Origin of the sequence: Acinetobacter sp. C13 (assembly GCF_016809775.1) — a bacterium.
Lineage (GTDB): Bacteria > Pseudomonadota > Gammaproteobacteria > Pseudomonadales > Moraxellaceae > Acinetobacter > Acinetobacter pittii.
The window spans coordinates 26,361-38,669 of record NZ_JAFBJL010000003.1 but is presented as its reverse complement, the minus strand read 5'-3'; the positions used below and the strand labels follow the sequence as shown (position 1 = coordinate 38,669).

The window sequence follows — 12,309 nt, the reverse complement described above, 5'->3', positions numbered from 1 at the left end:
GCAGGAACTATTGTTCCTGCTGCCATCTGCGTTGCTGTAAACGCTCACCTTCAACCTCACGCTTATTTCTTGCAGACTCATAGAGTTTGGTCCCTTTTAACTCAGGCGGCAAATAGTCTTGCAGCACAAAGTGCTCAGGGTAATCATGAGGATAGAGATAATTAATACCATAGCCCTGCTGTTTCATAAGCTTGGTTGGCGCATTTCTCAAATGCAAAGGCACAGGTAAATTTGCCGTTTTTTCAGCAAGTTCCAAAGCCTTATTAATCGCTAAATAAGTACTATTACTTTTTGCACTCGTTGCTAGGTAAACCGCTGTTTGGCCTAGAATAATTCGAGCCTCAGGCATGCCCACCGCTTGTACGGAGCGGAAACACTCACCTGCAAGCAATAGCGCATTAGGGTTAGAATTTCCAATGTCTTCTGAGGCGGCAATCAGCATACGTCTTGCAATAAAAACCGGATCTTCTCCACCTTTAAGCATACGAGCCATCCAATATAGAGTTGCATCTGGATCACTACCACGAATTGATTTAATAAAGGCAGAAACAAGGTCGTAATGCTGCTCGCCAGATTTGTCATAACGCGCAATATTTTGCTGAGCGACTTTTACCACAACCGCATTAGTAATTGTGTTTTCAATTTCTGGTTCAAAGGTGCTTGCAATCAAGTCCAGTAAATTAAGCGCTTTGCGAGCATCACCTGCTGCGAACTGAATCAACGCATCATATTCTTCTATATGAATGTAACGTTCTTTTAAGAATTTATCGCTTTGAAGTGCATTGTTGAGTAGTGTCTGAATTGCCTCACTGTCTAAACTATTTAAAGTATAGACCTGACAACGTGATAAAAGCGCGCTATTCACCTCAAAAGATGGATTTTCAGTTGTCGCGCCTATTAACGTAATTTTGCCTTTTTCAACTGCACCCAATAAAGCATCTTGCTGAGATTTATTAAAACGATGAATTTCATCAATAAAAACTACAGGTGTCAGTAAATCACCACTTTCTGCAATTACTTCACGTAATTCTTTTACGCCCGTATTCAGCGCAGATAAGCTCACAAATGGACGGTCTATCGCCTGTGCCAAAAGTAAAGCAATCGTTGTTTTACCTACGCCTGGTGGTCCCCAAAAAATAATAGAAGGCAAATGTCCCTGATCAATCATTTGACGTAAGGGCGCATGTTCACCTAATAAATGATCTTGCCCAATAATTTCAGACAAGTCTCTTGGGCGCAGGCGTTCGGGAAGTGGAATATGGGTGTCTGACATCTCAAATGGCTTTATCGTCTTTTCACTATAGTCTATTGTGTCTCACAGAAATCTACAATTTGAATCTATGAGACACGTTCTTTATTTACAGGCTCTTGCTTAGCATTAAGAGGGTTTCTTACTCAGCTTGAGTAAACGCGCATTTGAGCCATCTTCAATCACCCAAATCGAACCATCTTTTGCTTCATGCAACCCACGAATACGTTTTTTCATATCCAATCTTTGCACTTCTTTCACGGGCTTATGCTCTAAATCCACCACAATAATCGCTTCGGAAGATAACCCGCCAATTAAGGCTTTATTTTGCCATGCAGGAAATTGCTGACCACGATAAATGATCATACTCGATGGAGAGATAACAGGAGTCCAGTCAATTTCTGGTGCTTTAAACTCTGGCTGAGTGTGATGATCTGGAATAGGTTGGCCCGAATAATGGTCTCCATTTGAAACGATTGGATAACCGTAATTTTCACCTTTGGTAATAATATTAAGCTCATCACCACCTTTAGGCCCCATCTCAACCACCCACAACTGTCCTTGGCGGTCAAAAGCCATACCTAACGGGTTACGGTGTCCCAGTGACCATATTTCAGCAGTGACCCCGCCTTGCTTATAAAAAGGGTTACCTACAGCCGCGGTGCCATCCTCATTTAAACGCAAGATTTTACCTAAGTTACTTTTCATGTTTTGGGCAGGATCAAACTTTTGTCGCTCACCTGAACTGACCCACAGCTTACCATCTGTACCAAAAAGCATGCGATGTCCATAATGGCCTTGTCCCGAGACTTTAGGTACTTGCTGCCAAATCTGCTTTATATCGGTGAGTTTTGGCTGATTAGGATGAGATAAATCTAGTTTCGCACGTGAAATCACTGCGCCAGATCCACCTTGCCCTTTTGTAGCATAGCTGAGATAAACCCAATGATTCTTGGCAAAGTCAGGGTGTAAAATGACATCTCCTAAACCACCCTGTCCTCCATAGTTCACCGCTGGAACACCTTGCACATCCAACATTTGCTTATTTTTAGGGTTAAAAATTTTTAATTTACCTTGCCGTTCAGTCACTAATAAACGCTGATCAGGCAGACTGGTCACAGCCCAAGGCTCATTAAAATGTGAAACTGCTTCAACCTGATAAGTTTGTTTGACGGCAACAGACTGATCTGCTTTTGCAGTCGTATTTTGTTCAGGATTTTTTGAATTGGTATTATTAGACCCACAGGCCATTAACAAAAAAAAGCTACTACATAATAAGGGGGCTGCTAATCGTCTCATCATTTTTATCTCCTTTTGTTTTTATTGTTATATTACGGAGATGAGCAAAAAAATTACGATAAAAGTGTTACTTTATTATACGCTGTAATCAAACATTCTCTTATAAGACTAAATTAGCGCACCCATCGCACAATATAATCTTCAAGATCATCTTCATGGACATCAACTTCAGAAAGACAACGTCCTGCAACTGACTTTTTCGCTTTAACCACGCTTTGTCTCGAACCCGTATTTAAATAATGCCAAGAAGGTAAATTCTTGCCTTCATTCAAGCGCTTATAGGCACAGCTTGAAGGCAACCAGTGGATTGTTTTTAAAGACTCTACCGTTAATTGTAGGCAGTCAGGTACTTGCTGCTGACGATTCGGATAGTCCGTGCAACGCCCTGTACCACAATCAAGTAACTTACAGGCCACTTTGGTATAAGCCACCTCATGCGTATCTTCATCTTCTAATTTTACCAGACAGCACAAACCACAGCCATCACATAAAGCTTCCCACTCAAGTTGAGTCAGTTGCTCTAACGGATAGTTTTTCCAAAAGAGTGGTCGGAGTGAGGTCTCGGTAGACATAATCTTTTAACAGCTGATGAGATAAAACGATGTATTAGTATAGCATTGAAGTGGCCTGTACTAAAAAAGAAGCTGTATTTCTGGCATCACAAAATGATTGTTTAATATACATTTCAACCACATAAACGACACATTCGGGCTAAAAAACACACTATATAGTTAAATGACAATGAAAAATAAGGAGGACAGCATTATGTTCCGTTGGGCGATAATTTTTGCAGTGATTGCACTCATTGCCAGTCTATTAGGGTTTGGTGGTGTTGCAGGACTATCTAAAGACTTTGCCGTGATTTTATTAGTTGTGGCTGTAATTCTAGCTGTAATTGGGTTCATTTCCCGAGGCCGGACTTAAATTTAATCATCACCATATAAAAAGAAGGAACTGGTTTCCTTCTTTTTTTATTGCTTATAACTTTGTATCTTTTTCTTTTGATGTAGATTTTTACATAGTTATTTATTTTAGTTCTTAATTTTTATGCTTTAATCAAGCGTATTTAAATCGATTTAAATTTCAGGATTAATGTCATGAGTACTGCAATTAAAACCCGTGAAATTCAATATACTGCACCAGACGGTAGCCATTTAATTGGTTACTTTGCGGCTCCAGATAGCGAAACACCTGTTGCGGGTGTGATTGTTGCTCCTGAGTGGTGGGGACGTAACGAATATACAGAGCAACGCGCACGTGAACTTGCTGAGCACGGCTATGCTGCGCTTGCAATTGATATGTATGGTGATAAAAAAGTTACAACGACCGCAGCTCAAGCCTATGAATGGATGATGCAGACATTTGAAGAGTTAGACACGGTGACTGATCGTGCCAATGCTGGGCTTCAAACTTTAGCTGCTCAACCGGAAGTAAACAGTGAAAAAATTGCCGCTGTCGGTTACTGCTATGGTGGTAAAGTCGTATTAGATCTTGCGCGTTCAGGTGCTCCACTAAAAGCAACTGCAACTTTCCATGGCACATTAACGCCTAAAGCTCCTGCTCAAAAAGGCGACATTCAAGGTGAAGTTTTAGTTCTACATGGTGAATTAGACAGTATGGTCACCTTAGAAGATGTTGCTAATTTTGAAAAAGAGATGCAAGCTGCTGAGGTTAAACATGAAGTAGTGGTTTTAGAAGGTGCTAAACATGGCTTTAGTAACCCGCTTGCCGATGAAAGAGCTAAAGCGAACGGTGTGGACCTTGGCTACAATAGCGAAGCGGAAAAACAAGGCCTTGCTAAAATGTACGCTTTATTAGATCGTACTCTAAAATAAAAGAAGCAAATTTGGAGCAAATGATTTTTTTGCATTTGCTCCCTTAAATGTTTATGACTTTGCAATATTTTTACTGTATTTTTTAAACCATACTTCAATAACTATACTCCCGTTGAGCTAGAGCAAAGCCTAGTCTTATTTCCCGCACTCGGGGTTTAATGGAATAACATGAGAGGATACAACAATGACTGACAAGAAATGTCCGTATTGCGAATTTGATGAATATGACATCATTGATAAGAATGAATTTGCCGTAATTTTGCCTGATTCTAATCCGTTATCTAAAGGCCACTGTGTAGTAACACCACTGCGCCATGTTAGTTCTTTTTTTGACATTACGTCTAAAGAACATCAAGGCTTGCTTACACTTCTTGAAATTGCTCGTCATGAAACCCAGCTTCGTCATCAACCAGATGGCTTTCATATTGGCTTTAATGATGGTGAAGTTTTTGGAAAAACTTCAGATCATTTCCACATTCATGTCATTCCTTACTATAAAAACCAGCCGTTGAAACTTGATCAACTTTGGGGTGTACAAAAGGATTAATCCTTTTTATACATGAAACAGAGGTTGCCCATTATCAGGTAATCTCTGTTTTAATATACTCTCGCTGTTCGCCTGCTTTAAACAAAATTTCATCTAAATTTCAGCTATAATTTAGCCCTTACTTCTCTTCTATAGCTGTTCATGCCTGAATTTTCTTTTTCTGATGCCCTCTTAAACTGGTTCGATCAACATGGTCGTCACGATTTGCCTTGGCAAGTTGCCGATGATCCATACAAAGTTTGGGTTTCTGAAATTATGCTACAACAGACTCAGGTAAAAACAGTTCTGCAATATTTTGATCGCTTTATGGAGCGCTTTCCAACGGTAGACGCTTTAGGTCATGCAACTTGGGATGAAGTAGCACCTTTTTGGGCAGGTCTTGGCTATTACGCTCGTGCACGCAATTTGCATAAAGCGGCTGGTCTTGTCACGCAGCAAGGTAAATTTCCTGAAACGCTAGAAGAATGGATTGCGTTACCTGGCATTGGTCGCTCTACCGCAGGCGCGCTCATGTCTTTAGGTTTACGTCAGTACGGCGTCATTATGGATGGCAACGTGAAACGCGTTTTAGCTCGCTTCTTTGCCATTGAAGATGACTTAAGCAAACCACAACACGAACGTGAAATGTGGAAACTCGCTGAAGAGCTTTGCCCTACACATCGCAACCATGATTACACGCAAGCGATTATGGACTTGGGTGCAACCATTTGTACTCCTAAAAAACCGCTATGTTTATATTGTCCAATGCAAGCTCATTGTCAGGCTTATCAGCAAGGGTTAGAACAAGAATTACCTTTTAAAAAACCGAAAAAAACACCGCCTGTTAAAACAGCAGATGTTCTTATTATTCAGTGCGAAGGTGAATGGTTCTGGCAACAACGTCAAGCTCATGGTCTATGGGGCGGTTTATTCTGTTTACCAATTTTAGAAAATGAACATGAACGACTGAGCTTAAGCCAACAATTCAAACTACAACCTCAAGCACAAACTTTTCAGATCAGCCATAGCTTCACTCATTTCACATGGTTACTTAATGCTCATGTGTTCCACGTGGAACCTGATCAAAAAGAACATCTGGCTATTGAACTTGAAGGTCAATGGTTGAGTCCGGAACAAGCCATTGCCAAAGGTGTTCCAACCGCTATGAAAAAATTGATCTCGACAAGCCGTTCATGACATAGTGAGTAAAATAATTTTGATATGGCTGTGACAGGGAGTATTTTGTGCGACGTTTTGTTTCTCATTTCTCACTTGGTTTTCTGATTATTCTTTTGGCTGCCTGTGCCAGTGCACCTAAAAAACCTGCCCCACTTCCACCTGCTCAAGTCATCAAACTCAAAAGTATGCAGCTTCCAAGTCGACTACCTGTACCTGTAAAAGGTATTGACCGCGATGAATTAAAAGACACATGGGGAGCTGCTCGGAGTCAGGGTCGTAGTCACGAAGGAATTGATATTTTGGCTCCACGTGGAACCAAAGTGTACAGTGCAACCGAAGGACTCGTTGCAGATCTTCGTAATAACAACTTAGGTGGCAAAGTCATCTGGATTTTAGGTCCAGCTGGGACATGGCATTATTATGCTCATCTTGATGGACATAAGCGTGGCTTAAACGTAGGTGACTATGTCAAAAAGGGCGACCTCATTGGCTATGTCGGCAATACGGGCAATGCACGTTATACTTCACCTCATCTTCATTATGGTCTTTATCTAGATGGTAAAGGGCGTGGTGCTGTTAATCCTTATTCATATTTACGCTAGGAACATTTTATGTCGGAAGCGCTGATCAATCGCTTAGTAGAGTTTGCCGAGTCTGGTAACCAGCAAAAGATCATTTTAAATGGCAATAGCTATCAAGGCTGGATCATGGAAATCAGCGATGATGCCCTACTAATCAGTACTGGTTTTTCAGACAAAGTCGGCAAAGACTTTTGGCTGAAGTTTGAAGACTTAACACAAGCAGAACTGTATTATTGGGATACTCGCCCAAATGAATGGGTCTTATTTAAACTTTAAAATTCTAAGATAAATATAAGGAGCATTATCATGAAAACTCAACGTTGTGGATGGTGTTCCGACGATCCACTCTATATTGCCTACCATGATGAGGAATGGGGTAAACCCGAACACGACGAGGCACGATTATTTGAAATGCTTTGTCTCGAAGGTCAGCAAGCCGGCCTCTCATGGATTACCGTACTAAAAAAAAGAGAAAGCTACCGTCAACACTTTTTTAATCATCCGATTGCAGACATTGCTTCATTTACAGATGATTTTCTAGAACTAAAATTATCTGATGCAGGCTTAATTCGTCACTTGGGGAAACTCAAAGCTATTCGTGATAATGCTATTGCTTGGCAAGCGCTCAAAGCACAAGTCGGTGATGTTCCTACATGGCTTTGGCAGTTTGTAGATGCAGCGCCACAAAACAATGATGTTGTAGATTATCGTAAGGCCCCTGCTCAAACCGAACTGAGTGTAAAACTTTCCAAAACGCTTAAAAAAAATGGTTTCAAATTTGTTGGCCCAACCACCTGCTATGCTTTTATGCAGGCAGTAGGCATGGTCGATGATCATGAAAACGATTGTCAATTTAAAGCTTCATAACCCACCAGAACGGTTCAAAGCCGCTTAAGGAGTTTCCGATGAGCAATAATACGATTCAAGCTTATGCTGCAATGCAGGCAGGTGAAAAACTGGTTCCCTATCAATTTGACGCAGGTGAATTACAACCGCATCAGGTTGAGGTAAAAGTTGAATATTGTGGTTTATGTCATTCTGATATTTCTGTTTTAAACAATGAATGGCGTTCGACCGTGTACCCTGTGGTTGCAGGTCATGAAATTATTGGACGAATTGTTGCTTTGGGTTCAGAAGCAAAAGGTCTACAAATTGGGCAACGTGTCGGCATTGGTTGGACAGCTGAAAGTTGCCAAGCCTGTGATGAATGTATTGGTGGTCAGCAAGTACTGTGTACAGGTGGAAATGTTGCAACAATCGTAGGACATGCGGGTGGCTTTGCCGATAAGGTTCGCGCAGGTTGGCAATGGGCCATTCCCCTCCCGGACGATTTAGATGCTGAAAGCGCAGGTCCTTTACTGTGTGGCGGAATTACCGTTTTTGATCCACTACTCAAACACAAAATTCAGGCAACGCATCATGTCGGTGTAATTGGCATTGGTGGTTTAGGCCATATAGCCATTAAGCTACTTAAAGCATGGGGCTGTGAAATCACTGCTTTTAGTTCTAACCCAGATAAAACGGAAGAACTCAAAGCAATGGGAGCCGACCATGTGGTAAATAGCCGCGATACAGAGGCAGTAAAAGCTCAAAAAGGTAAATTCGATTTATTGCTGAGTACCGTGAATGTGACTCTAAATTGGTCTGCTTTTATTGCAACACTGGCACCAAACGGAACCTTACATTTCTTAGGCCTTACACTTGAGCCTGTTCCTGTTTCAGTTGGCTCTCTTATTGGTGGTGCTAAGTCAGTGACTGGTTCACCTACGGGCTCACCTGCTGCACTACGTCAGCTTTTAAAGTTTGCTGCACGTAAAAAAATTGCGCCTCAAATTGAGCTATTTCCGATGTCACAGCTCAATGAAGCAATTGAGCGTCTACACTCAGGGCAGGCACGCTACCGCATTGTACTTAAAGCAGACTTTGCAGAATAAAACTAACTCGCTGTTTTAATCTGTTGTCGTGACCAGTCCGCCAAGCTCATAATTGCTTGGCGGACATCGGCAGTTAACTCATGGCCTGCGTTCAAACGAATGAAGTGCCGATAACGTTCATCCTCACCAAAAACATGGCCCGGTACCACTGTAATTCCCTGAGCTTTTGCAGTGTAATAGAGCGCCAAACTATCTACGGTTTTAGGTAACTGCATCCATAAGGCATAACCCCCGTCTGGTTGACTCAGTGCAATTGGAATACCTTCAAAGGCATTTAAAATACAACTACGACACTCCTCGACTTGCCGCATCAAATTCGGTCTTAACTGCTCTAAATGCTCCCTGTAACCACGACTATAAATAAAATCAGCTAGGCCTAATTGTAGCGGTGTATTGACCCCTATATTACTGGCTACCAGCTCAAGCCTTAAATGTTGTAGCTTCGCACTTAAACAGAACCACCCTACGCGATACGCACTCGACAATGACTTAGAAACTGACCCACACCAAATTACATAGCCTTCACGGTCCCAATAGCGTATAGGCAATGGTCGCTCACCGCTGTAGCCACACTCTCCATAAATATCATCTTCGATAATAAAGCACTGATACTTTGCTGCTAATTCAGCAATCTTTTGTTTTTCTGAATTACTTAAACAATATCCCAATGGGTTCTGATAGTTGGCTGTCATTAAACAAACCTTAGCCAAACCTTGCTTCATAAATGATTCTAAGCGCTCAAGATCGATACCACGATGATGCGCTGGAATTTCAATAATCTGCCGTTTTAAACTTGCTATAAGCTGCAGCTGTCCATTAAAAGTAGGCGTCGGAATTAAAATACTATCGCCTACTTCTGTTAGATGTTGAATCACCAAAGACAAAGCAGGCATGCAGCCATTGGTAATAAAAATATCTTCTGCCGCGATAAAAATCCCATCTTCACGCCAATGATAAGATAACGCTTTTCTTAATTGCTCATGCCCTTGTTTATTACAATAAAGAAAGTCTTGAGGCTGACAATTTTTTAAAGCCCGTTGAATAGAACGACGTAAACCTTCCACAGGAATAAAATGAGGCGTTAACTGAATAGAGCCTAATGGTACAAGATGGCTTTGTAAGGCAGCTTCCTGAATTTGATTATGCAATTCCAGATTTGAAACTTGTCGAGGTAAAGACAAGAAATCTGGACTTTCAGGAATGGGGCCGGATTGTGCACGAGCTACCACAAAATAACCTGACTTTGGCTTTACATAAATAAGCCCCCTCGCCTCAAGTAACTCATAACAACTTTTTGCTGTACTTAAACTAATGCTGTGCTGACGAGCAAAATCTCGTAAAGAAATAAGTTTCTGATGAGGTTTAAGCTCATCTTGATAAATACGATGTGCTAATTGATTGGCAAGAACCTGATATTGGAAAGTCATTCTGTGCTGCTTTTTTAAAAATTTCTGTATCTGTACTGGTTTATAGAACACCTTTAGGCTATAGAAATCAACTCAGAAAGTAGCAAGGTCATGAAATTAAAAGCTATATTGTTATTTACTATTGTTTTAGCTGGTTGCCAACAACAACCAAAAGATGAGCAATACAGACATACTGTTTGCCAAAGCCTCATAGAAGGTTATTTAAAAATGACAAATCAACAAGACTATAAAATAGAGCAACGCACTGATGAAAAGACCAGTACGATTTCTCATTATCAATATAAACGGAATAGCTCAAATGAAGTTGTAATGGTGAACTCGGTTTATTCAACTTTGTATTTTAGCTGCCGAGAACATCAAAAAAGTTATTTTCTGTCTCAACATTCATCACAAGGACAAACGACTCCACTTTTAGAAGTTCATTTTCCAACTGACAGTTACATTACTTTTAGAGAGCGTTTTTAAAACCGTCTTTTAACTGTTCTGCCAAAAACTCAATAAATAAACGAATTCGTTTTGGTAGATGCTCTTGTTGATAATACACAGCATGGATGCTTTGATATTGATGTTCAATTTGGTCTTCAAATAAAGCAATCAATCGCCCTTCTTCAATATCTTTCCAAATTTCAAATTCAGATAGTCGTGCAATACCATGTCCTCTAATCGTCAGCTGACGTACCGTCTCGCCACTTGATGCTTTAATTTTTGATTGCGCAAAAAAATATTCATCACCAACTTTAATCGGCCAACTATTGATATATGTAGGTCTGGTAAAACCAATCAAATCATGTTTTTCAAGTTGTTCAGGTTGTGTCGGTGTACCCTTAATTGCTAAATACTCAGGGCTTGCAACGATAAATAAGCGACTTTTACACACCAGTTTGGCATGAAGACTTGAATCATTGAGCTCCCCAAACCGAAATGCGACATCAGTTTTATGTTGCAGCAGGTCAATCACCTGATCATTACTATTTAACTCAATTTCAATATTTGGATAGCACTCACGAAACTTATGCATTAATGGCGCAATTACGTGTAAGACAAACGGCGTTGCTGAATCAATGCGAATGAGCCCCGCAGTGCCCTGATCAGACTTTTGCAGTTCTTCTTCAGCCGCATTTAGCTCATTTAAGATTTTACGGGCCTTTACCAGAAACTGTTGTCCTTCTTGAGTGAGTTTCAATTTACGTGTAGTTCGCTCTAACAAAGTCACATCTAACTTAGCTTCTAAGCGTGTTAAAGATCGACTGACTCCTGAAGGCGTTTGTTTTAAATGTTCTGCCGCCGCAACAAAAGAGCCTGTATCAACGATTGCGATAAACGCGACCAGCTCTTCAATTGTTGATTTCATGTCTTATTCCATTATTGACTAATGATCAAAGATATTTTGCTTATTCATCTATTTTTTCGCAACAATAAAAAAAGCAAAATGCACATCAAGTTAAATGATTATTCAAATTTAGGTAAACACATGAATATCCCACGTTTTGGTCTAGGAACTTTCCGTCTTAAAGAACAAGCAGTTATTGATTCTGTTAAAACTGCTTTAGAAGTAGGTTACCGTGTCATTGATACTGCTCAAATTTATGATAATGAAGCAGCGATTGGTCAAGCCATTGCCGAAAGCGGTGTATCACGTCAGGACTTATTTTTAACCACAAAAATCTGGGTAGATAATTTTGCTCAAGATAAGTTTATTCCAAGCTTAAAAGAAAGCTTAGAAAAGCTTCGTACTGACCATGTCGATTTAACTTTGATTCATTGGCCAGCACCAGATTTAGGCGTTTCAATTCCTGAAATCATGCAGCTTTTACTTGAAGCAAAACAACAAGGCTTAACCAAACAAATTGGTATTTCAAACTTCAATATTGCACTTACCCAACAAGCAATTGACACAATTGGTGTAGAGCATATTGCAACGAACCAGATTGAGCTGAGTCCTTATCTTCAAAACCATAAACTTGTGAATTTCTTACAAGAGAAGAATATTGATGTCACTTCATACATGACGCTTGCATACGGCAAAGTGCTTCAAGACCCTGTTTTAGCGGAGATTGCAGCAGCTCATAAAGCAACGACAGCGCAAATTGCATTAGCATGGGCATTGCAGCGTGGTTTTGCAGTCATTCCATCTTCGACTAAACGTGAAAACCTGATTAGCAATTTAAAAGCACAGGATATCGAGTTAACTGCGGCTGAAATGCAAATGATTGCCGAACTTGATCGTAACAGTCGTGAAGTTAGCCCAGAGCCATGGGCACCAGTTTGGGACTAAACTC

The 12,309-nt window shown here is 40.6% G+C and carries 15 protein-coding genes; 10 read left to right on the top strand and 5 right to left on the bottom strand.

Features of this window, described 5'->3' with window-relative positions:
- Nucleotides 1-7: 7 nt before the first annotated feature.
- The 3 genes from JGE69_RS09985 to JGE69_RS09975 all read right to left on the bottom strand — a co-directional run bounded on the left by JGE69_RS09985 (nucleotide 8) and on the right by JGE69_RS09975 (nucleotide 3,120).
- Entirely contained in the window at nucleotides 8-1,273 is a 1,266-nt protein-coding gene (locus tag JGE69_RS09985; protein WP_017481876.1) for a replication-associated recombination protein A, read from the bottom strand.
- A 105-nt stretch (nucleotides 1,274-1,378) separates the two neighbouring features.
- Complete coding sequence (locus tag JGE69_RS09980; RefSeq protein WP_199113283.1) at nucleotides 1,379-2,551, bottom strand: PQQ-dependent sugar dehydrogenase; 1,173 nt, start codon at nucleotides 2,549-2,551, stop codon at nucleotides 1,379-1,381.
- Nucleotides 2,552-2,661: 110 nt separating this feature from the next.
- The gene (locus tag JGE69_RS09975; protein WP_057069170.1) at nucleotides 2,662-3,120 is read right to left on the bottom strand and encodes a YcgN family cysteine cluster protein; all 459 of its coding nucleotides are present in this window, start codon (nucleotides 3,118-3,120) and stop codon (nucleotides 2,662-2,664) included.
- 193 nt (nucleotides 3,121-3,313) lie between these two features.
- Here JGE69_RS09975 and JGE69_RS09970 point away from each other — a divergent pair, with 193 nt between their 5' ends.
- The 8 genes from JGE69_RS09970 to ahr all read left to right on the top strand — a co-directional run bounded on the left by JGE69_RS09970 (nucleotide 3,314) and on the right by ahr (nucleotide 8,603).
- The gene (locus JGE69_RS09970; protein ID WP_002053759.1) at nucleotides 3,314-3,472 is read left to right on the top strand and encodes a DUF1328 domain-containing protein; all 159 of its coding nucleotides are present in this window, start codon (nucleotides 3,314-3,316) and stop codon (nucleotides 3,470-3,472) included.
- A 173-nt stretch (nucleotides 3,473-3,645) separates the two neighbouring features.
- The gene (locus tag JGE69_RS09965; protein WP_002119163.1) at nucleotides 3,646-4,383 is read left to right on the top strand and encodes a dienelactone hydrolase family protein; all 738 of its coding nucleotides are present in this window, start codon (nucleotides 3,646-3,648) and stop codon (nucleotides 4,381-4,383) included.
- A gap of 184 nt (nucleotides 4,384-4,567) precedes the next feature.
- Entirely contained in the window at nucleotides 4,568-4,930 is a 363-nt protein-coding gene (locus JGE69_RS09960) for an HIT family protein (RefSeq protein WP_002119132.1), read from the top strand.
- Nucleotides 4,931-5,071: 141 nt separating this feature from the next.
- Nucleotides 5,072-6,106 carry an A/G-specific adenine glycosylase gene (gene mutY / locus JGE69_RS09955; RefSeq protein ID WP_068564672.1) on the top strand — a complete coding sequence of 345 codons (1,035 nt, stop codon included), beginning with the start codon at nucleotides 5,072-5,074 and terminating at the stop codon, nucleotides 6,104-6,106.
- Nucleotides 6,107-6,153: 47 nt separating this feature from the next.
- Entirely contained in the window at nucleotides 6,154-6,690 is a 537-nt protein-coding gene (locus JGE69_RS09950) for a M23 family metallopeptidase (RefSeq protein ID WP_002119177.1), read from the top strand.
- A gap of 9 nt (nucleotides 6,691-6,699) precedes the next feature.
- Nucleotides 6,700-6,945, top strand: coding sequence for a hypothetical protein (locus tag JGE69_RS09945; protein WP_001287364.1), 246 nt, complete (start codon nucleotides 6,700-6,702; stop codon nucleotides 6,943-6,945).
- Between the two features lie 30 nt (nucleotides 6,946-6,975).
- Nucleotides 6,976-7,536, top strand: coding sequence for a DNA-3-methyladenine glycosylase I (locus JGE69_RS09940; protein ID WP_005066585.1), 561 nt, complete (start codon nucleotides 6,976-6,978; stop codon nucleotides 7,534-7,536).
- 38 nt (nucleotides 7,537-7,574) lie between these two features.
- Entirely contained in the window at nucleotides 7,575-8,603 is a 1,029-nt protein-coding gene (gene ahr, locus JGE69_RS09935; protein ID WP_032063522.1) for an NADPH-dependent aldehyde reductase Ahr, read from the top strand.
- A 2-nt stretch (nucleotides 8,604-8,605) separates the two neighbouring features.
- Here the strand turns inward: ahr and JGE69_RS09930 are convergent, their stop codons facing one another.
- Nucleotides 8,606-10,030 carry a PLP-dependent aminotransferase family protein gene (locus tag JGE69_RS09930; protein WP_199113281.1) on the bottom strand — a complete coding sequence of 475 codons (1,425 nt, stop codon included), beginning with the start codon at nucleotides 10,028-10,030 and terminating at the stop codon, nucleotides 8,606-8,608.
- Between the two features lie 90 nt (nucleotides 10,031-10,120).
- Here JGE69_RS09930 and JGE69_RS09920 point away from each other — a divergent pair, with 90 nt between their 5' ends.
- The gene (locus tag JGE69_RS09920) at nucleotides 10,121-10,495 is read left to right on the top strand and encodes a hypothetical protein (RefSeq protein ID WP_199113279.1); all 375 of its coding nucleotides are present in this window, start codon (nucleotides 10,121-10,123) and stop codon (nucleotides 10,493-10,495) included.
- Here the strand turns inward: JGE69_RS09920 and JGE69_RS09915 are convergent.
- Nucleotides 10,479-11,381: a LysR family transcriptional regulator gene (locus JGE69_RS09915; protein ID WP_019767327.1), complete on the bottom strand. Its 903-nt coding sequence runs from the start codon at nucleotides 11,379-11,381 to the stop codon at nucleotides 10,479-10,481. The genes JGE69_RS09920 and JGE69_RS09915 overlap by 17 nt on opposite strands.
- A 120-nt stretch (nucleotides 11,382-11,501) precedes the next feature.
- Between JGE69_RS09915 and dkgB the strand changes: the two genes are divergently transcribed.
- Nucleotides 11,502-12,305, top strand: coding sequence for a 2,5-didehydrogluconate reductase DkgB (gene dkgB, locus JGE69_RS09910; protein WP_199113277.1), 804 nt, complete (start codon nucleotides 11,502-11,504; stop codon nucleotides 12,303-12,305).
- Nucleotides 12,306-12,309: the final 4 nt, after the last annotated feature.

Coding starts and splice junctions, on each gene's coding strand:
- JGE69_RS09980 (WP_199113283.1), bottom strand. CDS start 2,551: ATGATGAGACGATTAGCAGCCCCCTTATTATGTAGTAGCTTTTTTTTG.
- JGE69_RS09915 (WP_019767327.1), bottom strand. CDS start 11,381: ATGAAATCAACAATTGAAGAGCTGGTCGCGTTTATCGCAATCGTTGAT.
- ahr (WP_032063522.1), top strand. CDS start 7,575: ATGAGCAATAATACGATTCAAGCTTATGCTGCAATGCAGGCAGGTGAA.
- dkgB (WP_199113277.1), top strand. CDS start 11,502: ATGAATATCCCACGTTTTGGTCTAGGAACTTTCCGTCTTAAAGAACAA.
- JGE69_RS09985 (WP_017481876.1), bottom strand. CDS start 1,273: ATGTCAGACACCCATATTCCACTTCCCGAACGCCTGCGCCCAAGAGAC.
- JGE69_RS09945 (WP_001287364.1), top strand. CDS start 6,700: ATGTCGGAAGCGCTGATCAATCGCTTAGTAGAGTTTGCCGAGTCTGGT.
- mutY (WP_068564672.1), top strand. CDS start 5,072: ATGCCTGAATTTTCTTTTTCTGATGCCCTCTTAAACTGGTTCGATCAA.
- JGE69_RS09970 (WP_002053759.1), top strand. CDS start 3,314: ATGTTCCGTTGGGCGATAATTTTTGCAGTGATTGCACTCATTGCCAGT.
- JGE69_RS09920 (WP_199113279.1), top strand. CDS start 10,121: ATGAAATTAAAAGCTATATTGTTATTTACTATTGTTTTAGCTGGTTGC.
- JGE69_RS09930 (WP_199113281.1), bottom strand. CDS start 10,030: ATGACTTTCCAATATCAGGTTCTTGCCAATCAATTAGCACATCGTATT.
- JGE69_RS09940 (WP_005066585.1), top strand. CDS start 6,976: ATGAAAACTCAACGTTGTGGATGGTGTTCCGACGATCCACTCTATATT.
- JGE69_RS09975 (WP_057069170.1), bottom strand. CDS start 3,120: ATGTCTACCGAGACCTCACTCCGACCACTCTTTTGGAAAAACTATCCG.
- JGE69_RS09960 (WP_002119132.1), top strand. CDS start 4,568: ATGACTGACAAGAAATGTCCGTATTGCGAATTTGATGAATATGACATC.
- JGE69_RS09965 (WP_002119163.1), top strand. CDS start 3,646: ATGAGTACTGCAATTAAAACCCGTGAAATTCAATATACTGCACCAGAC.